Annotated in this window: 16 protein-coding genes; 9 read left to right on the top strand and 7 right to left on the bottom strand. The window is 66.3% G+C overall.

Annotation, left to right across the window (positions count from 1 at the left end; genetic code table 11):
* From VHR41_18800 to VHR41_18790, 3 genes are all read right to left on the bottom strand, one after another.
* A partial coding sequence (locus VHR41_18800; protein HEX3236247.1) for a hypothetical protein occupies positions 1–224 on the bottom strand: 224 nt, incomplete at its 3' end.
* 883 nt (positions 225–1,107) lie between these two features.
* Complete coding sequence (locus tag VHR41_18795; protein HEX3236246.1) at positions 1,108–3,978, bottom strand: protein kinase; 2,871 nt, start codon at positions 3,976–3,978, stop codon at positions 1,108–1,110.
* 148 nt (positions 3,979–4,126) lie between these two features.
* Entirely contained in the window at positions 4,127–6,820 is a 2,694-nt protein-coding gene (locus tag VHR41_18790; GenBank protein ID HEX3236245.1) for a carboxypeptidase regulatory-like domain-containing protein, read from the bottom strand.
* Between the two features lie 482 nt (positions 6,821–7,302).
* Between VHR41_18790 and dinB the strand changes: the two genes are divergently transcribed.
* Together dinB and VHR41_18780 are read left to right on the top strand one after the other, a co-directional pair.
* Complete coding sequence (dinB, locus tag VHR41_18785; GenBank protein HEX3236244.1) at positions 7,303–8,547, top strand: DNA polymerase IV; 1,245 nt, start codon at positions 7,303–7,305, stop codon at positions 8,545–8,547.
* Positions 8,548–8,777: 230 nt separating this feature from the next.
* Positions 8,778–9,077: a hypothetical protein gene (locus VHR41_18780; GenBank protein ID HEX3236243.1), complete on the top strand. Its 300-nt coding sequence runs from the start codon at positions 8,778–8,780 to the stop codon at positions 9,075–9,077.
* 122 nt (positions 9,078–9,199) lie between these two features.
* Here the strand turns inward: VHR41_18780 and VHR41_18775 are convergent, their stop codons facing one another.
* The 4 genes from VHR41_18775 to VHR41_18760 form a co-directional block, all read right to left on the bottom strand.
* Entirely contained in the window at positions 9,200–9,823 is a 624-nt protein-coding gene (locus VHR41_18775; GenBank protein HEX3236242.1) for a hypothetical protein, read from the bottom strand.
* A gap of 78 nt (positions 9,824–9,901) precedes the next feature.
* Positions 9,902–12,568 (bottom strand): protein kinase, encoded by a 2,667-nt coding sequence (locus VHR41_18770; protein HEX3236241.1) that lies wholly within the window; start codon positions 12,566–12,568, stop codon positions 9,902–9,904.
* A gap of 267 nt (positions 12,569–12,835) precedes the next feature.
* The gene (locus VHR41_18765) at positions 12,836–15,544 is read right to left on the bottom strand and encodes a TIM-barrel domain-containing protein (GenBank protein ID HEX3236240.1); all 2,709 of its coding nucleotides are present in this window, start codon (positions 15,542–15,544) and stop codon (positions 12,836–12,838) included.
* 143 nt (positions 15,545–15,687) lie between these two features.
* Positions 15,688–16,473 (bottom strand): helix-turn-helix transcriptional regulator, encoded by a 786-nt coding sequence (locus VHR41_18760; GenBank protein ID HEX3236239.1) that lies wholly within the window; start codon positions 16,471–16,473, stop codon positions 15,688–15,690.
* A gap of 171 nt (positions 16,474–16,644) precedes the next feature.
* Between VHR41_18760 and VHR41_18755 the strand changes: the two genes are divergently transcribed.
* From VHR41_18755 to VHR41_18725, 7 genes are all read left to right on the top strand, one after another.
* Positions 16,645–17,505 (top strand): alpha/beta hydrolase, encoded by an 861-nt coding sequence (locus VHR41_18755; protein HEX3236238.1) that lies wholly within the window; start codon positions 16,645–16,647, stop codon positions 17,503–17,505.
* Positions 17,396–17,812: an alpha/beta hydrolase gene (locus VHR41_18750; GenBank protein ID HEX3236237.1), complete on the top strand. Its 417-nt coding sequence runs from the start codon at positions 17,396–17,398 to the stop codon at positions 17,810–17,812. Before VHR41_18755 ends, VHR41_18750 begins: the two co-directional genes overlap by 110 nt.
* Before the next feature lie 164 nt (positions 17,813–17,976).
* Entirely contained in the window at positions 17,977–18,819 is an 843-nt protein-coding gene (locus VHR41_18745) for a hypothetical protein (protein HEX3236236.1), read from the top strand.
* A complete protein-coding gene (locus VHR41_18740; GenBank protein ID HEX3236235.1) occupies positions 18,816–19,949 on the top strand; it encodes a Gfo/Idh/MocA family oxidoreductase in 1,134 nt (377 codons plus the stop codon). Before VHR41_18745 ends, VHR41_18740 begins: the two co-directional genes overlap by 4 nt.
* Complete coding sequence (locus tag VHR41_18735) at positions 19,946–20,515, top strand: D-lyxose/D-mannose family sugar isomerase (protein ID HEX3236234.1); 570 nt, start codon at positions 19,946–19,948, stop codon at positions 20,513–20,515. The genes VHR41_18740 and VHR41_18735 overlap by 4 nt, the downstream gene beginning before the upstream one ends.
* A gap of 10 nt (positions 20,516–20,525) precedes the next feature.
* Positions 20,526–21,548 (top strand): PfkB family carbohydrate kinase, encoded by a 1,023-nt coding sequence (locus VHR41_18730; protein ID HEX3236233.1) that lies wholly within the window; start codon positions 20,526–20,528, stop codon positions 21,546–21,548.
* 32 nt (positions 21,549–21,580) lie between these two features.
* Positions 21,581–22,472 (top strand): hypothetical protein (locus VHR41_18725; protein HEX3236232.1); only part of this gene is annotated, 892 nt, incomplete at its 3' end.

Below are 22,472 nucleotides of genomic sequence, written 5' to 3'. Positions count from 1 at the left end.
GCCGACAGCAGTGCCATCGAGATCGTGCTTGCGCGGACTCTCCGACCCACCTCGACCACCGCCCAGTAGGCGAACGCCGTAGCGACCGGGCCCACGTACGCGAGCGAAGCGACGCCGGCCGTGCCGATCTCGGGCGTCGGCCCTTCGACCACAGGCGCCAGGGGGCAGAGCAACGTCGCCGCGACGATGGAAACGGCCCAGGCAGCGGCCGCGGCCAGCAGCATGACATAGGCCACGGCCTGACCGCGCGCCCGAGCGGAGTGATGGCGCGGCGATCACGAGCACGCCTGTGAGCCCCAGACCGACGCCGAGCAGGGCGCCGCGGGAGAGCCGCTCCCCAAGCCGCCACGCCGAGAGCGGAACCACCCAGAGCGGGGTGGAGAAGGCGAGCACCGCGGCACGCCCGGGCGGCAGCCTCGTCAACGCGAGGCCAGTCAGCGCTGAGCAAGCCCCCATCTTGAGCGCGCCGGAGACGGCCACGATCCGCCGGTCGGCACGGGAGGGCCAGGCGAGCTCGCGCCGCAGGCCGACGAACACGAAGAGACAGCCCGCGGCGATGACGTATCGCAGCGTGCCGTACCAGATCGACGCGATGGCGGATGGAATTGGCTGCGCGGAATCTTCGGGAGACGGACGACCCTGTGAGCGCGGTCGGCCGACGAGTCGGGTACACGTCGGCGTTCGCATTCTCGCGAGCCTTCTCCAGGCTTCGGGGGCAGGCCCCCGGACGGTACCGGTCCGAGGCGCGCGAGCGCCGGGACTCAGCCACCGCTAGATCGACCTAGATCACGGCAGCTTCCATTCGGTTCGGGAAACCCTTCGCGCATGCGCCGTCGATCTGATGCTCATTCGACGGTGGCTGCCCAGTGGCACCGGGATTTGGAGGCCGCCCCCAGATGGCTGGCTGGAATCCGGCAAACTCCGACTCCTGTGTGAGTAAAGTGCGGTAAAGTCCGACATGAAAGGCGTCAAACTCCGGCAGCGGGGGGCACGAACTCGCGTGAAAGGCGGCAAGTTGCCGGAATTGAGCAGTTACAGTGCCCACTCTGGATCAGGGGAGAGTCCTGGTTCGAGCCCAACGTCTTGGCCTCTGCCCCGATCAGATTCTCACCCGTCTCCAGGCTCCCCACCGAGCGCCGCGAGCCGGCGACGTACTTCTGTCACGCGGGGACGTAGCTCCGGGTCGCAGTCTTTCCATAACGCGACGAAACTCGCGTAGTGAACCCGGGCCTTGTCCCTCTCACCGCGCTCTTCATAGAGTTCTCCCAAGCGTCGGTGGATCCGGGCGAGCTCGGTCGCGTCGGTCGCCGCGCGGGGGTATTCGGTGGCCGCGAGATAGCGCTCGTAGTATGTGATGGCCGAATCCGCCTGTCCTGCTAGATCGTGAGCCCGTCCCAGCTCCGCCACGCCAAAGCTGAGCGGATCGGGGGTCGCTTCCCGCAACCTGCGGAGGGCATCCTGCGGACGCCGCTCGAGCAGGAAGACGCGACCCCAAGCCAGGTCGAGCTCCTTGGGATTTAGCATATCGACGTTGGCTCCTCGTTCATATTCTCGAAGGAGCGCGCGCGCCTGATCCGCTCTGCCAGCCAGCTGATAGACGTATGCCAGAGTGAGGTAAGGGCGTTCCACCTGCGCCAGAGAGTCGAGAGGAAATCGAGCCAGCCCGCGTTCCACTTCCCGGAGGCCGCGCGCCGGATCGTCGGCTACTGTGGCGATTACGGTGCCCAGAAAGATCGCGTCGGCGAGCCTTTCGCCCAGAGTGGAGGCTTCCGGACCTCCGGCCATCGTCTGATGAAGATATCGCTCCGCATCCGCGAGTTTCCCGCGTGTCGCTGCCACATTGGCAAGCTCCCGATCTGCCGATGCACGCCAGCGAGGATCGGCTCCGAACCGTTTCTTGAACTCCTCACCCCGAGCCTCGGCCAGCGCGTAGTCGCCAACTTGCCCCGCCAACGGAATGCCGAGCAGCCAGAGGAATGGAACATCGGGAAGCAGTCGAATGGCCCGCGTATACGCGGCCGTTGCCTCGGGCAGTTTCTTGAGCTGAAGCTCGAGCGCCATCAGGTTCGAATGCGCCGGCACGTAGAGCGAGTCTACGGCCAGCGCGCGCTCAAGTAGAGGTTCGGCTTGTTGATACTGGTACAGGCCTCGGTACACCAGCGACAGGTCGTTGAGCGCTTCCCGCTCGTTGGGGTATTTCCCGAGGACCGCCTCGAAGGCACTAATCGCCTTGCGAGGGTCGTATTTGAAGACCGCGTAGTAATTAGCGAGGGTGAAGTTTCGCTCCCGGTCGGTCAGCCTGTCCTTCCGCGCGACCGCGGCGGAGTATCCTCGCATCGCTCGGTCCATCTGGCCAGTGTTCAGGGCGTACAAGCCGAGCGTTCGATAGGCCATCGCAAACCCCGTATCGACCGCAACGGCTTCATCGAGCAGGCTGATCGCCTTGAGCCATTCGCCTTCGTGGTCGCCGGCGCGCACCGCCCTGGTGTACAGTCGCAGCGCCGCCAGTGAGGTGGTAGTGACCCGCTCGAGCGGCTGCTCGCGCCCGATCGACGTGAGCGATTCACCAATCCTCGCCCTGAGCTCCCCCGAAAGCCGGTCCACCGCCGCGATCAGAGCGGTCGAGTCCGGCGCGGTCTCGCGATGCGCGGTGAGTACCTCCCCGCTGGCTGCCGAGATGAGTTGGGCCGACAGAACGAACTGGGAGCCTGCCCTCGCGATCTCTCCCGTCACCACGGCCTTCACGCCTTCTCGGACGCCGACTTCTCGCGCGAGAGCCGGATCCAACCGCGCCGTCGCCGGGCGCTGCATGCGGCGGAGCACCTCCGCCACTTGTCCAGAGGGCATGAGAGTGACCGTTGGCGATTGCACGAGGTCGATCCGAAAGATCTCCGTCATGACGCCGCCGAGGCTGGTGTCGACCTGCCGGGTCCCGAAGTCGGCCAGGAGCAGGCGTTCGCGCTCCCGGAGCGTTCCCGCGGCGAGGAGTGTCCCCGGCGCCCAAGTCCCCGGTTTTCGCAGCGCCAGATACAGCGTTGCCGCCAGGCCCGCGGCTACAAGGACTGCGATCGACAGCGCTCGCCGCGCGGAGATCGCGCGCCGGCGGCTGGACGGGTGACGCCTCGCGGTGACTTCGTCGGCCGCGTCCGGGGGGCCGGCAAGCGCCTGGGCGAAATCGGCTGCCGTAGGGAAGCGGTCCGCGGGCACCGAGGCCAGGGCCGTGGCCACGGCCGAGTCGACCCACGCCGGAACGGTAGGACGCAGCTGGCGCAGCGGCAGCACCGGCTGGACGAACCGCTTGGCAATCACAGCCTGCGGTGTGGGTCCGGTGAAGGGTGGTTCGCCAGCCAGCATCTCGTAGATCACGCACCCGAGCGCGTAGACATCGCTCCGGCCATCCAACCGGCCACTTGCGGTCGCCTGCTCGGGCGACATATAGGCCGGAGTGCCCAGCGCTATGCCGGTCTCCGTCAATCGCTCGCCGGCGATTTCACCGATAACCCGGGCTACGCCAAAGTCCGCCACGAGGGCATGGTCGCCTGACAGCATGATGTTCTCGGGCTTGATGTCGCGATGGATCACGCCCTGCTGGTGGGCGTACTCCAGGGCATCGGCGACCTCGCGTCCGATCCGCAGCGCCGCCTCGAGGGGCATCTGGATCTCGCGCTGGAGCCGCTCGCGAAGCGATTCTCCTTCCACATACGGCATCGAGTACCACAGCTGTCCTGTGGCCTCCCCGGAGTCGAGCACGGGGACGAGGTGGGGGTGTTGCAGGCGAGCGGTGAGACGGATCTCTTGCAGGAACCGGTTGGGGCCGATCGTGGCCGCGAGCTCCGGATGGAGCAGCTTGAGCGCTACAGCCCTATCGTGGCGGATGTCACGGGCCAGGTAGACCGTGGCCATGCCGCCGCGGCCGAGCTCGCGCTCGAAAGCGTAGCGGTCGCGCAGGGAGTCAGCGAACTGCTGGGGTGGGAGCATCGGCCGACTGAGTGGAGTGTCCCAATGTGGCACCCCTTCGAATCTTCCGCCAGCGGGCTTCCGCAGCTCAGCTAGATGCGACGTGTCGGACCGGGAAGGCGAAGTGACAGGCGCAAATGACAGACTCAAATGTAAGGGTCTGCGCCCCTCAGGGCAGCTCGCCGAAGTCCAGGCTGATTCCCAGGCGCGCACTCATTGGTGGCTGAAACACTTCGGGCCTATTGTACACGGGATTCACTACCGCCTGAGCGCCATTCTCGTCTAGTCCGATGAAGTGCACATCATCCCGGCGAACGACCGTCCGGGCGTTGCCCAGGTGAAACAGATCTAGGTGCAGCTTCGGCCTGATCCCACCATGACTCCAAGAGTGCAGCGCATAGGTCACGCGCAGGTTGGCGTCGAAGACGGACGATGTGCGCCCCGCTGATCCACGCTCCCTGAGAAACACGTAGAATGGACCGCCGATCGGGGTTGCACCGAGTTCGTTTCGGGGCATGCCGCTCGCCCAGGAGATGGCGGTCCCAACGGTGATTCCCGGGAACCGGTAGGCGGCAGAGAACTTCACCACGTGTGTCCGATCGTTGGGCAGCAGACCGGCGCTATTCGGGTATTGCGCTGGGAAGTCGAACAAACTGGAGGTATTGGGAAACGCAACCTGCTGCTGGAAATCGTAGAGGCCCTCGTAGTTACCCCATGACCGGGACAGAACGTAGGAGACCAGAAAGTCGAAGCGGTGGCCTCGCGGCTTCTCCAGCGTCAATACAAGCGCGCTATATCTCCGCCTTGCCTGCGGAGTGAAGGCAAGGTTTCCCCGCCCCGGGTTCCCGAGGTGATAAGCTCCATCGTCTGGATTGAAGGCGTCATCGACTGCCCAGCGCAGCCGCCGGAATACCCCCCGCACGCCTCCGCGAAGCTGCCGTCCGATGGTCCCCTCGTAGCCCAGCGTGAGCTCGTCGTACTGCTGGCCTTGCAGGTCATGCCGGGGCTCGGCTTGAGGCCCGAAGATCGAGAGGGCGGTGTCTCCCCCTGAGGGATCCAGCCGTGGGTCGTGGTCGAACTGCAATACGACAAACTGGGTCACGTCATTGTAATACAGCCACGGGAGGTTAAGCGGGATCTGCTCGTAGAAGCGTCCGTAGGAGGCGAACACTTTGTGAGTCCCGAGGGCACCGAGCTGATAGATGGCGCCGATTCGCGGCTGCCATTGGTCGGTGATATTCTGCGCTCCTTCACCGGTGGCATCAGTGAAATACTGCCCATCCCACCGGAGACCCAGATTGAGCCTGAGCCGGCGGCTGATCTGCCAGGAGTCCTGCGCGTATATGGTCGGGATCCGATTGTGAACCGTGAGGTCAGTGGAGACGAGGACCCACTGGTATGTACTGTCGTCGAACCGATCGATGAAGCCGCCCGGCGATCCGGGCTCCCCGGAACTGTCCTGCAGATTGTCGAAGCGGTTGTCCTCGAACTCGATACCCAGCTTGGCTTCATGCGATCCCAGAGTAGCCGACAACTTGCCCCGAACCGAGCGACGCACGCTATGATTACGATAGAGGACTCCGAGGCCGCCGGACTGGACGCCGGCCTCGCCATCGTTGAAACGGGGTGCCGTCCTGCCGAACTCGGTGGGTGACTCGCCGTTGTCGTTGCGTGTGACCTGAGCCGCCCCGGCCTCCAACTCAACGCTGCGGCCCAGGCGGTGATGAATCAGGGCCGAGAGGACGACGCCGCCTTGCTTGCCGTCGAAGATGATGGGCTCCGGGTTGGCCAAGCCGTTCGCCACACTCTCCAGCGCAAGATCGCGGCGGGTTCCCGGGTCTCCGTGCATGGTAAAGCTTACGTCGGTGGCTCGGCCAGCTTGCCAGGTCAGTTTGCTCGCAAAGAGGTGCCGGGTCTTGGTTTCGTCGGGGAGCTCGATCCCCGGCAGTTCGACCGCCTGCCTCCGGAAAGTCGGGTTGTAGGCCGCGAAGAACCACAGGCGGTCGCGCAAAATGGGCCCACCGATGCTGCCGCCAAAGTCGTACTCGGAGAACTGACTCTCCTTCGCCTCCGGCACAGCGAAGCGTGGTGAAGCCGAAAGGTCGTTTCCCGTGAAGAAACCGAAAACCTGACCGCCGAAGTGGTTGCCGCCGGTATACGTGATCACGTCGATGATGCCGCCGGTAGCTCGGCCATACTCGGCCTCGTATCCGCCTGCCTTGACCTGGAGTTCCCGGACGAAGTTGTAGGGTAGGTCAGTGCTAGTAGATCCGACGAACGGATCGGTGATATTGACCCCATCGAGGAAGTACGCATTCTCCGGACCCGTGCTCCCGGCGATGTTGACCTCGTCCTGTGGCAGGAAGCTCAGGTTGGCCTGTGGGGCCAAGCTAACGATAGAGCGGAAGTTTCGGTCGGTGGGCAGGTCCTCGAACTGCTCGGAAGTGAGATTGGTAGCGGTGGCGGCGCTGGTCATGTCCACCAGTGGCCGGTCGGCCACCACCACGATCTCGCCCAGCTCCAGCGTCTTCGTTTCGAGACGCAATTCGCCGAGAGAGGTGGTGCGGCCCAGTTGCACCGTGACACTGTCCACCGCGACTGGCCGGTAGCCCACCAGTGAGAGGCGCACCTGGTAGATCCCGATGGGCAGACCCTGCAGCCTGAATGATCCACGCGCATCGGTAGCCGCGTGCCGGAAGGCAGGAAGGCTCGGCCCTCGGACTTCAATCCGAACCCCCTGCGCGGGGTCCTCCCCCGCCAGTACCCTACCGATGATCCGACCTGACTCCTCCTGGGCCCGGGCACTGACGATGGGAGTGAGCGTCAGCGCGAGAGCGAAATAGGACGCGACTCGACCGATCATGGCGACCTCCTGACAACGCCGTTCTCGCTTGTTTTTCTTGAGGCTGCAGCCGGCCGCGGTTATAGGCCCAGACGTCAGAGGCGTCCAACGTGTCAGCTCCGAGCCGGCGAGTGGGAGCTCGAGGCATTGCTGTCCTACGTCACGGCTGTGCAGCGACGGAGAGTCGGTCAGGACCCACCTCGCCGGCGGAGGCATTTGCCGCCACGAACGGGATGGTCAGGAATGCAGGGATGCGCGTCAGGCTCCGGACATGCGTGGCCATGGTCACCTCCTGGCAGGGGTCACTCACCGGCCCTGTAGGTTGCCCGCGGTCTCCCCCTTTCACAAGCGTGCCCCCCCCCGACATGGTCAGGCCGGTGAGCGTGCTGGGCCATCATAGTGTGCCCGACGCTTGACAGCCGGCAGTCCCGTTCCTCTTATGTTCTCTTTGTAGACTCATCATCACCCACCACGCCACACGTCCGCCGCGGACACGCCTCGCCATGGACACTGCCACAATCCTTCATGCGGACCTGGACGCGTTCTACGCCTCGGTCGAACAGATGCTCGATCCGTCCCTCAAGGGAAAGCCGATCGCGGTAGGGGGCGGCGTGGTACTCGCGGCGTCTTATGAAGCGAAGGCCTTCGGCGTCCACGGCGGCATGCCGGGTCGGCGGGCGCGAGCGCTTTGCCCCGACCTGGTCTTCGTCGGCGGCCACTTCAAGGAGTACCAACGGCTCGGCGACGCCGCGATCGGGGTACTGGGCGACTTCACGCCGCTGGTCGAGCGGATCTCGATCGACGAGGCCTTCGCCGACGTCGCAGGCTGCACGCACCTCTTCGGCACACCGGCCGAGATCGCCGCAGCGATCCGCCGACGGGTGCGCGACGAACTGGCCCTTCCCATCTCCGTCGGCGTTGCCAGCACCAAACACCTCGCCAAGATCGCCTCGCAGGTGGCCAAGCCGGACGGGCTGGTTGTCGTCGACCCGGGGACCGAGCTTGCCTTCCTCCATGATTTGCCGGTGGAGATGATGTGGGGCGTCGGCCCGGCGACCAGGGCGCGACTCGCCGAAAGCGGCATCGCCACCATCGGCGACCTGGCGAGGAGCTCTCCAGGCGCGATCGCTGGGCTGCTCGGCCGTGCCGCGGGCGAGAGGCTGGCCGCCCTGGCCTGGAACCGCGATCCTCGCGCCATCCGGACCCATGTCCGCACCCACTCGGTTGGAGCGCAATCGGCGCTCGGCCGAAGGACCGTCGAGGACCCCATCATCCGCCCGGCGCTCCGCCACCTCGCCGACCGGGTCGGCTCGCGCCTGCGGGCGAAGGGCAAGAGCGGGCGGACCGTGACGGTGCGGGTGCGCTTCGGCGACCTCCGATCGGTTACCCACGCCGTGACGCTGCCGCAACCCGTCGCCGCGACTGCAATCCTCGCGGAGATCGCCGAGGACCTGGTGCGAGCCGTCCTCAGGAGCCATGCCGAAGAACGCACGATCTCTCTGCTGGCCATCTCGGTATCGCATATCGAGGAGCAGCCGATTGTGCAGCTCGATCTGCCGCTGGGCCTCGCGGACGAGGCGCGACGCCCGGGCGCTAGGAGAGGGATCGCGCACTTCCTCGCGGACCGCGCCATCGACGCCATCCGTGACCGTTTCGGGTGGGAATCCGTCGGCTACGCCTCGGTCGCGCTCGACGGCCGCCGGTCCGTTCCCGACGCCTTCCGCGAGTTAGCGGAGCGGCAGTTGTAGGGGACTACGGGACAGCACAATTGGGTGGTAGCACTGTTGAAGCGTCCCCGTATACGGCTTGATCGGTCTTGCGGCGCCGGACAAGGCACAAATCAGCGAACCGAGACGGTCCCGGTGCTTGGAGGTTACCCTGGGTGCGGTGTGCCGAGGTACGGGAACCTCTGGAGCAGATCGGTGTGAGGGTGAAGCCCGTCGGGCGGAATCTCCCCCTTGGAGATGAAGGCCAGGCGATGGGCTACGACGTGGTCGGTCAAAACGCGACCGTTCGGATACCAGGCTGGTTGAGAGGGATTGTAACTCATCATATCAGGCAGGAGCTTCTCGGCGTCGATCGCGGCGATGGCTTCTTCCCTGGCGTAATTCCCGGTGTGGCCCAGCACATGAACGAACTGATCGAGGAAGCGCTCCCGGTCGTGAACCGGCTCGGTCCGATTGTACTTCTGTTTGGTCTCGTCCGTGTTGAAGAAGCTCGCAATACCGCCACACTCAAATCCATGCGCTGGACCCCGCCCTCATCGCCTGCCTCCTGAGGATTGAGATTGGCCGCCAAACACCGTATTCCACCAGCCGTAGATGCTCCGCCGCGACAGGTTCCTTCGCGTGTTAGGCAGCGCACAATTCAATCACTCCCAATGTCACGTCTCGGCGCGACCTAAGGCTGAACCCTCCTCGTGGCGCTTTCATGAAACGTGTACGGGCCCTCGGGACACGTTACGGTCGAATTCGTCGAGTGCAGTAAGCCATTCGGGTTATCCTTCCATAGCCACACATGTAGGTCCCAGTGGTGTAGCTCGGCGGGCAGCACGGGCGCGTGTCCTTCCATCGGGCCATCGAGCTTCGTGCCGAAGATCATGGGTGCTTCCTTCGAGATGGCGGTCGGGACGAACCACTCGGCTGCGACAAGCCGCAGCCGATTGCCAACCGGCTCGTAGATCAGCACCTGTGGCTTGAGCGAGTCCAGCGTCGGGCCGATCAGCGCGGGTTTGAGAAAGTGTACCCCCATTCCACCTGGCTTGTAAGGCATCTGGCCCGGCCCTCCACCGCCTTTTGGATAGTCCACGCAACCAAGCGTCGAGAAGTATCCGTCGCGAACGGCGGCGATGGGGTCCTGGTACTTCTCGAGCGCAGCCCGCGTAGCCGTGAGGTTTGCCGACAGTGTTGGCCGGCCCGTCTCCACCTGCGCGTTCGCGGCGTTCGTCGCGACGATCATTCCGGCCAGAGCGACTAGTGCCAGCTTGAAAGCCCGCAGGTGGGTTCGCCTGTGCATCTGGCGCATGGGCGCCTCCAGGTGTGAGGGAAGGTGATGAACGTACTTGCGGGCGGTTCGCCGGCCATTTTCCTTGAGGCCCCTGGGCTACCGCACTCCCAGCTGCGCTACCCAGATATCGCTTTCGTTGGCTCCCATGGTGAAATAGAACGTCCGGCCGTCGGTCGTGAAGCCATACCGCGTGGGCTGCCGAGTGGGGTCATCGAATCGGGCCAGGATCCGGGATGGGCCACCCGTCGCCGGCACTGCCCGGATCGATGAGCCCTCTGGACCCTTGCTGATGTAGTCAACAGTCTTGCCATCGGACGACCACGCGGCGTAGAAGGCTTCCTCGCCCGACGGGGCATTCGGCACCAGCAGGCGCGATGTGCCCGCGGGTGACATGACCCGCAGGCCCTCAGCGCTGTGAAACGCGATCAGGTCCTCGGTCGGTGACCAGTGAGCGAAATCCCCGGGAACGGGGATAGTCCGTATCGCGCCCCCATCCAACGGTACGAGGGTGAACGTCGAGGCGGAAAGGAACGTCGAGCCGGACGCGAGTCCCTCGTCGGCCGGGATGACCTCGCCGAGCAGGTCACGCCCGGACCGCGACCAGGTCGGGTCGAGCTCGTGGGCCGGGCTGCTGGTGCGTTGGACCACCCCGGAGCCGTCGGCCGCCATCGTGTACAGATCCCGGTTGCCGGCGCGCGTGGAGTGAAAGGCGATCTGGTGCCCGTCCGGCGACCAGGCGGGGCTGAACGCGCCGGCCGAATCGGTCGTCAGCTGGATCGCTTCTCCCCCCGCTGCCGGCATCTTGTAAATCTGCCAGCTGCCGCTCCGGTCCGAGTTGAATACCAGCCACCGTCCATCCCGGGTGACATCGACGGCCTCGATCGTCTGGTCGCCCGTCGTCACCGGCCGAGCGCCGGTGATCGGCACGGCCTTCGCGGTCGGAACTGGTATGGACCAGATGTTCGAGACGACGTGAAAGCGGGCGTACGCGAGTCGTCGCCCGTTGGCGGAGAGGCTGATGGTGTGGGCGTCGGCCCCGGTGGTGAGGCGCTCTGCCTCGCCAACCGGCGCGCCCGCTGCATCGAGATGCACGCGGTAGACGTCTCGGCTGCCACCCCGATCCGAGACCCAGAACAAGTGCCGCCCATCCGGCGCCCACTGCGGGCTTTCATTGAGATGCTGATCGGCGGTCACTCGAACGGGCTTGCCGCTCAAGGGCAGTACCCAGATGGATGAGACCGCCTCATTCCCGAAGTAGACACTGCCAAAGACGAAGGTCGGATTTTCTGCTACACCCGCGAGCCTGGTGCCATCGGGGGACCAGGTCAGGGAGTGCACGTCGCGCACGCCGGTAAGGTGCGTAGCCGCACCTCCCTCGACGGGCACCACCGTGACGTCACGACCGATGCCTGTGCTGTAGGCGATGCGCCGCCCGTCCGGCGACCAGGCAAAGCCAGCGAGCCGGGTGAACGCGCTTGTGGTCGACTCGGCCGCCTGCGGCTCGAGGCGCACCACCAGCCGTGGTTGCCCGCCGAGCGCCGGCACCACCGCGATGCCGGCATTGCCCTGATAAGCGATCTGCGAGCCGTCAGGTGACCACCGAGGCCAGCGATAGCCCTGGGACGAGTCGGAGGTGAGCGGAATGGTGCGCCCGCCACCCACCTGGCGCACGAAGATCTGCATCCGGCTTGGCGGACCCGCGGCGTACGCGACCAGGGCTCCGTCGGGCGAGAGCGCAGGATCGACCTCGAGCCCTGGATCACGCGTGACTTGCACGGTCTGCCCGATGGTGAGGGCGGAGTCGGCGTGACCGACGCGCCGGGTAAGAAGTACAGCCGCGAGGATCCCGATGGCGACGAGGCCGGCGATCGTCATCCGCCGCGGCGAGCCCTTCGAAGTCGCTGACGGCGCAAGTGATTGCTGGGCCGATAGCGCCTCGGCAAACTGGCCGACCGGGTTGAACCGGTCGGCCGGGTTCTTGGCCAACGCCCGCTCCAGGGCCGCCACTACCATGCCCGGCACCGCCGGCCGGAGCTGGGTGATTGGAAGCGGGGTCGCGGTGATGTGCTGGCGCGCGACGCTCTCCATGGTAGAACCCGAGAACGGCGGCTGGCCTGCCAGCATCTCGTAGAGGACGCAGCCGAGGGCGTAGAGATCGCTTCGCCCGTCCAAGTCGCGTCCTCCCGCGGCCTGCTCAGGGCTCATGTACGCCGGCGTCCCGAGCGCGAGTCCCGTATCGGTGAGTCTGTCCGCCCCGGCACTGTCTGCCGCTCGCGCGATGCCGAAATCCGCCACCAGCGCGTGGCCGCTCTCCAGCAGGATGTTCTCCGGCTTGATGTCGCGGTGGATCACCCCGTGCCCGTGCGCGTAACTCAGGGCGTCCGCCACCTCGCGCGCAATGCGCAGCGCCTCGTCGACGGGAAGTTGCTTCTCGCGCTTCAGGCGGTCACGCAACGATTCCCCGTCGACGAAGGGCATGACGTAATACAGGAGAGTACCGGATGGGTCCGGGACCCGCCCCGAATCGTACAACGGGAGGATATGAGGATGGTGCAGGTTGGCGGTGGTCGCGATCTCGCGCAGGAAGCGCTCCGGGCCGAGCGTGTAGACCAGCTCGGGGCGGAGCACCTTTACGGCTACCCTGCGCTCGTGCTTGAGGTCATGTGCGAGATAGACCGTGGCCATCCCGCCCGCGCCAAGCACGCGGTCAATTCGATAGCGTTCGGCGAGGGCGCCCTGCAGTCGGGCCTGGATGTCGGACACGTTGGTCGCTGGAGGGAGACTGCCCAAACTTGATTCGGCGGGGGCTTATTCGCCAGTCAGGCAGTCCTGAACGGGTCTCTTGGGGATTCGGGCAAACTCCGACATTTGAGTGAGTAAAGTACGGCAAAGTCCAGCATCCGCCCCCGCACATTTTTGGCGAAAGCGCCATCCTTCATCGCTGCTTCGTGGCGCCGTTGTGAAGACGGTGCTCAGCGCCACAACCGGTGGTGAGCTAACGCTTCCCCAGCGCCGCGCCTCCGCCGCGGCTCACCTCCCAAGATGCGCCAGTGCTCGGCGGATCGCCGTGGTATCGCCGTGCAGGGTATCCAGCCGGTCTAGCACGTGCTGCAGCCCGGCGCGCAGGGCCTCCAGCTCCACCGCGGCGATCTCGGGTTGCAGGGTGATGCGATGGCCGGTCTGCTGCAGCGCCACCAGCGAGTCCGGCGGCCAGTCCGCGGGCCAGAGCCCCTCGAGGATGTGAATGGCGCCCTCGAGCCGCGAGAGTGTAGAGGGCACGCCGTCGAGCAGCGAGTCATTGCGGCCGACCGGCAGCTCTACGTCGAGGGTGGAGGCCGTACGGATGTCGGCCTCCGGCACATGGATCACGATACTCGCCGCGTTGCCGTCGTAGCTCCAGCCAGGGGCGCGCGGCACCGGCTCGGCATCGGGCCCGCCGGCCGGGGTCGCGATGGCAAGCTGCTGGGCCGCCGCGTCCGCCCCCTGCTCGCCGCCCGCGTAGCGGATTTCCGCTCCGTTCCACAGGACCCGCCGCGGCGGCCAGCTGCCCACCATCTGGATTACATAGCCGCGCCCCGCGGGGAGCCCCTCGAAGTCGCCGGTGGTTGGCCCGATGTGCAGGTGCACCGTGCCGTCGGCGTCACGCCGCTGGCTCACCGGCGTCCACGCGGATTTCCCCCTCTGATAGCCCAGGTCATCACCGGCGTCCTGGTAGACACGGGTGTCCCCCGAGTCGCCTGGGAAAACGGTGAGGGCGAGGAGGTCTTTCGGCTGCGCGTCGCTGCGGAGCGCCGTGGTCGCCATCGGGACGATGGCGCCGGCCCGGACGTACACCGGTACCTCGTCCAGCGCGAACGCGCGGGTGACCACCGCGGGCCCGTGGAGGCGCGTGCCGGTGAACCACTCGTACCAGTCCCCCGGCGGCAGCCACAGGCGCTGGTGCGCGAGCAGCGTGTCGGGTGACATCGGCGCGGTGATCGGCCGCACGATCATGTCGGGGCCGAAGCCGTACTCGTCCGCGAAGTCGTAGGCCGCGCTGTCGGCCGGCCAATCGTAGTACAGCGGATGCACGAGGGCCACGCCCGTATCGTACGCATGCCGCGCCGCGGTGTAGATGTACGGAATCATGGCGTAGCGCAGCATGAATGCTTGACGCATTACCCGGAAATACTCCGTGGGATATGCCCAGATGCGGCGCTCGGCGGCAGGATTCTTCGTGGTATGCGTGCGCAGGATCGGGCTGAAGATACCGAACTGGATCCAGCGCGTGTACAGCTCGGGCGAGACCTCTCCGTTCAGGTGCCCGCCGATGTCGTGGCTCCAGTAGCCGAAGCCCACGTTCGCGGCGGTGGCCGTGAAATACGGCTCGAAGGCGAGCGCGTCCCACGTGGAGAAAGCGTCGCCGGAGAAGCCGATCTGGAAGCGGTGGTTGCCCAGCCCGCCCCAGCGGTGGAAGATCAGTGGACGCGCCTTGCCCTCCGCCTGCATGTGCGTGAAGAAGAGGTAATTGATCCACCAGGTCGGGTTGAGCCCAGCCACGGTAGTCGTGTCCCACTGCTGCCAGTCGAGCCACCAGAAATCCACGCCCTGCCGCTCGAGTGGAGCGATAATGTCCTTGAAGTAGGCCTCGGCGAAGCGCTTGTCCGTCGGCCGGAAGGGGACGTACCGCTTGGTGGCGGGATCGATCCCCATGTCCCGCGCCATCTCGGGGTAATGCGTCTCCCACGGCTGGATGCCGCCGGCGGGATGCAGGTTGAGGGGCGTGCGCAGGCCCTGCCGCGCCGTCCAGTCGAGGAACCCTTCCGGATCCGGGAAATAGGCGGAGTTCCACGAGTACCCGGTCCACCCCTTGGCTTGTCCCGCCTGGTCCTTGGGCGCGTTCTCCCAGCGTAGCTCGAACGTGTTGTGCCAGTCCATGTCCATGACGAGCACATCGAGCGGCACGTCGAACCTGTCGAACTGGCGGACGAGGTCCGTGAACTCCTGGTCGGTGTAGGCCCAGTAGCGCGACCACCAGGCGCCGAACGCGAAACGTGGCGGCATCGGCACGCGACCGGCCACCTTGATGAAGTCGGCCAGCCCGCCCTTGTAGTCGTGGCCGTAGCCGAAGAAATAGAAGTCCTGGCGCTCGCCCGCGGGCCGCGCCACGACCCAGGGCCAGGCACTCTGGTCGAACAGGGGGCGCTGGCTGTCGTCCAGCACGGTCCAGCCCGCGCGCGACAGCAGGCCGGGCTCCAGGGGGACGGGACCCTTGGCACCGTCCAGCGTGCGCGTCGTGCCCTTGAGGTTGGCACTGTCCGACTCGCTCGGGCGCCAGACGACGTCGCGCCCGTCCACGCGCAACCGCACGTCGAGGTTGCCGGGACGGAAGCGCCCGCTGCCGCGCCTGTAGCGCAGCGTGAGGTCGTCGGTCTGAACCGTGAGCCAGCTGCCGGCGCGGCGCACGGTATGGGGTGGGACGGCGAGGCGCCGTTGGATGAAGACGAGCGACGCCCGGTTCTCGAAGTGTCCGTCCGCGCTCCACTCCATCCGTACCAGCCGCGGCGTGAGCAGGGTGAAGCGCGCGTGGCCCTCGACGACCGTAGCCGCCGGGTCGGCCACCGGATCAGCCGTGGTGACCCGTGGCGCCGTCAGGGCAGCCGGGATTTGCGCCCGCGACGGCGTCTGGACCGCCGCGCGCGTGGCGGCTGGCGTCATGAGCGCGAGGGCACCAAGGGTGAGCAGCGCCAACGTACGCATGCCGCGACCTCCTGTGCTACTTGGCCGGCGGCGCTCCGTCGTTGCGCACGATCTTGTCGCCCTTCATGACGAAACTGACTCGCCGCACTGCAGTGATGTCCGCCCTCGGGTCGGATCGGTGAGGCCCGCGAGGCGTCGCCCGGTCACGCGAACTGCGAGGCGATGGAGCGGCGCGAATGGATGCCGAGCTTCGCGAAAATATTCTCGACATGATGCCGCACGGTGTGCGGGCTCACGTCGAGCTGATCGGCGATCTCCCGGTTCGTCGCTCGGCGTGCGAGCAGACGCGTGATCTGCGCCTCACGCCTGGTCAGCCCGAACCGTCCGAGTGTCAGCTCCGCCGCGACCTCGCGGTCACCCGCGAGACGCATGGTGACTCCCACCTTGAGCGCGGGGAGCAACAGTCGGAGCAGCGCTCCCGCTGCATGTCTTGGGCTTGCCCGACGCGAACGAACGGACGTCTCGGCGTTGCTGTACGAGATGCACAACGCGGTGTGTCCGTCGGCGACGGGCCAGTCGATGTTTTCGCTGTCGTATATCCGGCCGGGCGTGAGGACCTCGCCGAGGAAGGCCGAGCGCCGTAGTGCCGCCGGCTGCCCAGCGGCCGCCCGCCAGAATGCACGGAGCCGACTCCACACCTCAGCGCTCGACCGCAACCTCTCGCGCTCCGCCTTCTGAAGCCAAGGATCCGGCGGCAGGTCCGGCAGCCTGCCGAAGAGCACCTGAATCGCACGCTGCGGCCTTGCCGCAACGTTCATGGAATGGACGTGCATCGGCACGCCGGCGCGGGGGAAACCGAACACGACGTGATCGCCATCGAGCAGTTCGGCGACTGACGACTCGACGGCGAGACACCAGTCGTCGCAGCGCTGGTGCGCGAGCGGCGACAGGATCGTGGTCAGCGTACGATCGAGCCGCTCGAGATCCACTTGTCGCATCGCCAGGCCCATGGCGGAGGCCCTCCGCGTATAGGACGGTTCGTCCGATCCCAATGTATCGCGGGCCGTACATCATCTCAATGCCGATGCGCCACGCCGCGGGCATCGGTCGCGGTAATCCAGCGCGGCGATCCAGTACGGCACTCCGAAGCGGAGGGACTGATGAAGCACCACACGATCGTCGGCGGAGGAGGCACTCGGCTCCACCTCGTCGAAGCGGGAGACCCACGCGGTCCACCGATCCTGTTTCTCCACGGCTGCTCCCAGAGCTGGCTCACCTGGGACCGGCAGATGCGCTCCGAGCTGGCCCAGCGGTACCGCCTCATCGCAATGGACCTGCGTGGCCACGGCTCGTCGGAGCGGCCGCGCGACGGCTACGATGACTCGAGGCTGTGGGCGGCCGACGTCGACGCCGCCATCCGCGAGCTGGAACTCGACCGACCGATACTTTGCGGCTGGTCATACGGGCCGCTCGTCATCCTCGACTACATCCGGCACTACGGCGAGGAGCGGATCGGCGGGATTCATCTCGTGGCCGCCGTCACCAAGCTCGGCAGCGCAGCGGCCGCGGCGGTGCTCTCGGCTGAGTTCCTTGCCCTCCTGCCCGGGCTCTTCTCGAGTGACATGGGCGAGGGCGTGCGCGGCCTCGAGTCTCTGCTGCACCTGTGCTTCGTCCGCGAGCCGGAAGCGTCGGATCTGTACACGATGCTGGGCTTCGGCGTATCCGTGCCACCGTTCGTCCGTCAGGCGCTGCTGACGCGCGTGGTCGACAACGACGACCTCCTGCCGACCGTCGTGAAGCCCGTATTGATCACGCATGGCGCGCTCGACGCGGTCGTCAAACTGGATGTCGTCGCGCAACACCGCGCGGGGCTGCCGCACGCGCAGGTTGACGTCATGCCGGACGCGGGTCATGCCGCGTTCTGGGACGCTGCCGCACCATTCAACCAGCGCCTCGGTGCATTCCGTGAAGAGGTTGCGAGGAGCGGCGCGTCCTCCGTGGCGGGCGGGGGCGCTGCCTAACGGATACGCACGCAGGGCCCGCGCGGCGCTCGCAGGTGAGCGCCGTCGGGAAACGTCTTCCCTCGGCGCGTACGACTGGCGGCCGGCGATGCAGCAAGTCACTGCGCCGACGCTGATCATTCACGGGGGCCGGGAAGTGAGCCCAATGGAATACGCCCGGGAGTGGGCGGCCACGATGCCGAACGGGCGGCTGCTGATCATGCGAGGGCTGGGCCATTTCCTCTATGTCGAAGATCCGGCGCGGTTCTTCAGCGCGATCGACGCCTTTATCGCGGGAGGCTGGCCGATGGGAACGAGCAGCAGGTAGCGGAGGGATCGCACCGCTTGAACGCGGTGTATTTTCCTCCTGACCGATCTGCTTCTCGACCGGCTCAAGGCGAGCACGCCTGGGCCGCGGGATTGCCAGAGGAGGAAGCGCTGGGTGATGCTTGTCATTCCGGCCGCCGCGAACTCATCCTTCCTTGAGGATCTATGAAGACTGCCCGCTTGAACCGGCTCTTTCATCGGACATCCAGACGCTGTTTCGATGTGGCCATCGACCACGGCTTTTTCAATGAGTATGCCTTCCTGGCCGGAATCGAGAATCTCGAGGGTGCGATTGCCACGCTGGTTGCGGCGGGGCCGGACGCAATCCAGCTCACGGTCGGGCAGGCGCCGCTGCTCCAGGCGCTGCCCGGGCGTGAAAAGCCGGCGCTCGTCCTCCGCACCGACGTGGCCAACGTGTACGGCACGGCGCTGCCTCGGCGGCTCTTCAGCCGCATGATCCATGAACCGGTGGAGCAGGCGTTACGCGTCGATGCCGCGTGCGTAGTCGTGAATCTGTTCGCGATTCCGAACGAGCCGGAGGTGGCCGACCAATGCATCGAGAACATTCTCCGGATCAAGCCGGACTGTGACCGGTTCGGCATGCCGCTGATGATAGAGCCGCTAGTCTTCCGGCCCAACGAGCAGGCGGGCGGCTACATGGTGGACGGCGATAGGCGCAAGATCCTGCCCCTGGTCCGCCAGGCTGTCGAGTTGGGCGCCGATATCATCAAGGCGGATCCCACCGATGACGTGACCGAGTACCACCAGGTCATCGAGATGGCCGGCCGCATTCCGGTGCTGGTGCGGGGCGGCGGCAAGGCGCCGGACCAGGAAATCCTCCAGCGCACAGAGGCGCTCATCCAGCAGGGCGCGGCCGGCATCGTGTATGGCCGCAACGTGATTCAGCATCAGCATCCCGCGGGCATGACGCGGGCGCTTCTGGCTATCGTGCATGAGGGGGCGACGGCGGCACAGGCAGCGGCATTCCTGCAGGAGCGCCATCAGTGACCCGGCCGGTCCGGGTCGGCATCATTGGTGGCGGCTTGATGGGCCGCGAAGTGGCCAGCGCGTTGAGCCGCTGGTTTGTCCTGGACCAGTACCCGGTGCCGGCCGAGCTGGTCGCGGTCTGCGACGTGGCCGAGAAGCAGCGGGAGTGGTTTCGTCAGGTGCACGGCGTGCAGCTCATCACGGAGGATCACGGGGCACTCCTCGACCGCGGCGACATCGACGTGGTCTACGTGGCGGTGCCGCACCACCTGCACGAGGCGATCTACCTCGATGTCCTGCGGTCGGGCAAAGACCTGCTGGCGGAGAAGCCGTTCGGCATCGATCTCAAGGCAGCGCGCACCGTGCGCGAGGCGGCTCAGCGGTCGGGTCGCTTCGTGCGCTGCAGCTCGGAGTTCCCCTATTTCCCGGGCGCGCAGCGCGCCTATCAGCTGGCGAGCGCGGGCGGGCTCGGCAAGCTCCTGGAGATTCGCGCCGGCTTTCACCACAGCAGCGACCTGGATCCGACCAAGCCGGCCAACTGGAAGCGGCAGGTGCTCACCTGCGGGGCCATCGGGGTGATGGGGGATCTGGGCATACACGCGGTGCACATCCCCTTCCGGCTCGGCTGGTACCCACGGCGGGTCTACGCCCAATTGCAGAAGATTTACCACGAGCGTCCCGACGGCAAAGGCGGCATGGCGCCGTGCGACACCTGGGATAACGCCCTGTTGCACACCGATGTGGTGATCGACGGGGCCGAGGTACCAATGCGGCTAGAGCTCAAGCGCCTCGCGCCGGGGGAGACCAACACCTGGTTCCTCGAGGTCCTCGGAACGGATGGGGGCGTCAAGTACAGCACCAAGGCCCCCAAGACCCTCTGGACCTTCCAGCGCGGCAGAGAGCAGAGCTGGCAACGCACCGACCTCGGCTTTCACGGGGTGTTCCCGACGATCACGGGCGGGATCTTCGAGCCCGGGTTCCCCGATTGCATTCTCCAGATGTGGGCGGCCTTCATGGCCGAGCGGGGCGGAGTCCTCCGCGAACGCTTCGGCTGCGTGACGCCGGAGGAGGCGGTGCGGAGCCATGAGCTGTTCGCGGCTGCCCTGCAGTCCCACGCCGAGAAGCGGGCCGTCGAGGTGCCTGACCCATGAAACGCAGCGACATCAACCGTCTGATCCGGGCCGCCGAGCAGTGCTACCGCGCGCACGGTTGGGCCCTCCCGCCCAAGCCGCGCTGGGATGTGAGCGACTTTGGGCTTGGGGCATGGCGGGAGTTCGGCCTGGTTCTCGTGAACCTGGCCGAGGAGCCTGAGTACTGCGAGAAGCTGATGTACGCGCAGCGTGGAATGACGACGCCGGCGCACTGCCACCGACGGAAGAAGGAGGACATCATCTGCCGCTGGGGCCGACTCGCGGTACGGGCGTGGGCGGGCCCGCCCGACCAGGTCGGGCAACAGAGGTTCACGCTACCGGTGAATCACGAACCGACCGACGTCGTATCCGGCTCAGTGATCGAGCTGGCGGCGGGCTCGCGGGTCACGCTGGTGCCCGGCGTGTATCACGAGTTTGTGCCGGTGTCGGCGGAGTGCATCATCGGGGAAGTGTCCAGTGCGAACGATGATCGGCATGATAACGTTTTTGTGGACGCCACGATCGGTCGCTTCCCGGGAATCGAGGAGGACGAACCGGCGATCGCGCCGCTCGTGAGCGAGGCTTGAGCTGCATGACATGAGCGCCCGCGCTGGCATTCTCGCGGGAGGCACCTGGATCGTCGACCGACTCAAGGTCATCGACACCTATCCTCACGAGGAGGCGCTGGCCAACATCCTGGCCGAGTCGGTCGGCAATGGGGGAAGTCCGTTCAATCTCCTGGTCGACCTGGCGAAGCTCGGCGCCGGCTTTCCGCTGGCCGGCGTCGGCCTGATCGGGGCGGACGCCGAGGGCGACTGGATTGTCGATCGCTGTCGTGCGCACGGGATCGATACCACGCAGGTGCGGGTCCAGCCTGGGGTGCCGACCTCGTACACGGATGTGATGACGGTCCGGGCGACGGGACGCCGCACCTTTTTTCACCAGCGCGGTGCGAACGCGTGGCTGGACGACACGGACTTCGATTTTGCCGCCAGTCTGGCGCGGCACTTTCACCTGGGCTATCTGCTGCTCCTCGATCGCCTCGATCAGGCGGACGCGGCGTTCGGGACGGTCGCGGCCCGGACCCTCGCGCGAGCGCAGGCCGCCGGGTGCACGACCAGCATTGATGTGGTGAGCGAGGACAGCCAGCGGTTCGAGCAGGTCGTGTGGCCAGCGCTGCCGTATGTGGACTATTGCTTCCTGAACGACTTCGAGCTGGAGCGGATCAGCGGCCTACGGCTTCGAGGTGAAATGGGACTCGACCTGAGGGCCGTTCATGCGGCCGCGGAGCGGCTCCTGGGGGCAGGTGTCCGAGCCTGGGTGGTCGTCCACTTTCCCGAAGGCGCCGCCGCAGTTGGGCGGGACGGGCGCTTCCATATTCGAGGCAGCCTGCGAGTGCCGCCGAGTCAGATCGTCAGCACGGTAGGGGCAGGCGACGCTTTTGCCGCGGGCCTGCTCCTGGCGTTGCACGACGGCGCGCCGATGGAGACGGCACTGCAATACGGGGTCTGCGTCGCGGCGTCCTGCCTGCAGGGCGCTGGCGCTTCGGATGGGATTGGCGCATTGCAGGAATGTCTCGGCCTCAAGGGACGCTTTGAAGTCCGGTCGTTGATGGAATGAACCGGAGCGCTACGCCAACGACGCACTGGCCCATGGCCCGCATTCACGGACAGGACTCATTCCTGCTTCGGTCGGGCTCGGTCGAATTGGCAATAACGGCGACGGGCGGCATGCGGGGGCCCGTGACATTTTTCCCCAACGCCGCCGTGCCGATTCAGCCGTATGCCATCGCCCCATGGGCGGAGGAGTGTATGCCCCCGGAGACGCCGCCGGTGCTCGTCACTCTTCGCGGTGACTGGTTCTGCTCGGCATTTGGCGAAAATGCCGAGCCCCACGCGGGGCAACAGCTGCCGCCGCATGGCGAAACCGCCAACGTCCGGTGGCGCGGCATCGCTCGGGACGAGACCAACGCGGGCTGCTGGCTACACCTAGGCATCGAGCTGCCTTTACAGGGTGGCCGCTGTGAGGCCATGACGGCGCTCGTGGCCGATCACTCCGTCGTGTATCAGCGGCACGATTTGCAGGGCCTGACCGGACCGATCAATCCCGGACATCACGCGACGCTCGCCTTCCCCGATATCGAGGGAGCGGGCCGGCTGTCGTTCAGCCGCCTGGTGCAGGCCCGCACCTATGTCGAGCCAACGGTGCGCCCGGAGAACAGCGGGTATTCGTGCCTGCAGCCGGACGTGGAGATCACGGACCTCCGGGCCGTGCCATGCGTCGACGGCTCAACGACCGACCTCTCCCAATACCCCGCGCGCCGCGGATTTGAGGACTTCGCGATCCTGTGCACGGATTCTACGGTGGCGCTCGGCTGGTCGGCCGTGACCTATCCGGAGCAGGGCTTTGTGTGGTTTGCCCTACGCGATCCGCAGCAGCTGGCCTCGACGTTGCTGTGGTTCTCCAATGGGGGGCGGCATTTCCCGCCGTGGAACGGCCGCCATGTCAACGTGCTAGGCGTCGAGGACATCACCGGCTTCTTTC

The organism is Gemmatimonadales bacterium, assembly GCA_036265815.1.
GTDB lineage: Bacteria > Gemmatimonadota > Gemmatimonadetes > Gemmatimonadales > GWC2-71-9 > CAVVWJ01.
This window is presented reverse-complemented; position numbering and strand designations above follow the sequence as displayed.

What these genes read in the sequence shown, in the direction of transcription:
- VHR41_18795 (HEX3236246.1), bottom strand. Translation starts at nt 3,978, where the DNA reads ATGCTCCCACCCCAGCAGTTCGCTGACTCCCTGCGCGACCGCTACGCT.
- VHR41_18790 (HEX3236245.1), bottom strand. Translation starts at nt 6,820, where the DNA reads ATGATCGGTCGAGTCGCGTCCTATTTCGCTCTCGCGCTGACGCTCACT.
- dinB (HEX3236244.1), top strand. Translation starts at nt 7,303, where the DNA reads ATGGACACTGCCACAATCCTTCATGCGGACCTGGACGCGTTCTACGCC.
- VHR41_18780 (HEX3236243.1), top strand. Translation starts at nt 8,778, where the DNA reads ATGGGCTACGACGTGGTCGGTCAAAACGCGACCGTTCGGATACCAGGC.
- VHR41_18775 (HEX3236242.1), bottom strand. Translation starts at nt 9,823, where the DNA reads ATGCGCCAGATGCACAGGCGAACCCACCTGCGGGCTTTCAAGCTGGCA.
- VHR41_18765 (HEX3236240.1), bottom strand. Translation starts at nt 15,544, where the DNA reads ATGCGTACGTTGGCGCTGCTCACCCTTGGTGCCCTCGCGCTCATGACG.
- VHR41_18755 (HEX3236238.1), top strand. Translation starts at nt 16,645, where the DNA reads ATGAAGCACCACACGATCGTCGGCGGAGGAGGCACTCGGCTCCACCTC.
- VHR41_18750 (HEX3236237.1), top strand. Translation starts at nt 17,396, where the DNA reads ATGCCGCGTTCTGGGACGCTGCCGCACCATTCAACCAGCGCCTCGGTG.
- VHR41_18745 (HEX3236236.1), top strand. Translation starts at nt 17,977, where the DNA reads ATGAAGACTGCCCGCTTGAACCGGCTCTTTCATCGGACATCCAGACGC.
- VHR41_18735 (HEX3236234.1), top strand. Translation starts at nt 19,946, where the DNA reads ATGAAACGCAGCGACATCAACCGTCTGATCCGGGCCGCCGAGCAGTGC.
- VHR41_18730 (HEX3236233.1), top strand. Translation starts at nt 20,526, where the DNA reads ATGAGCGCCCGCGCTGGCATTCTCGCGGGAGGCACCTGGATCGTCGAC.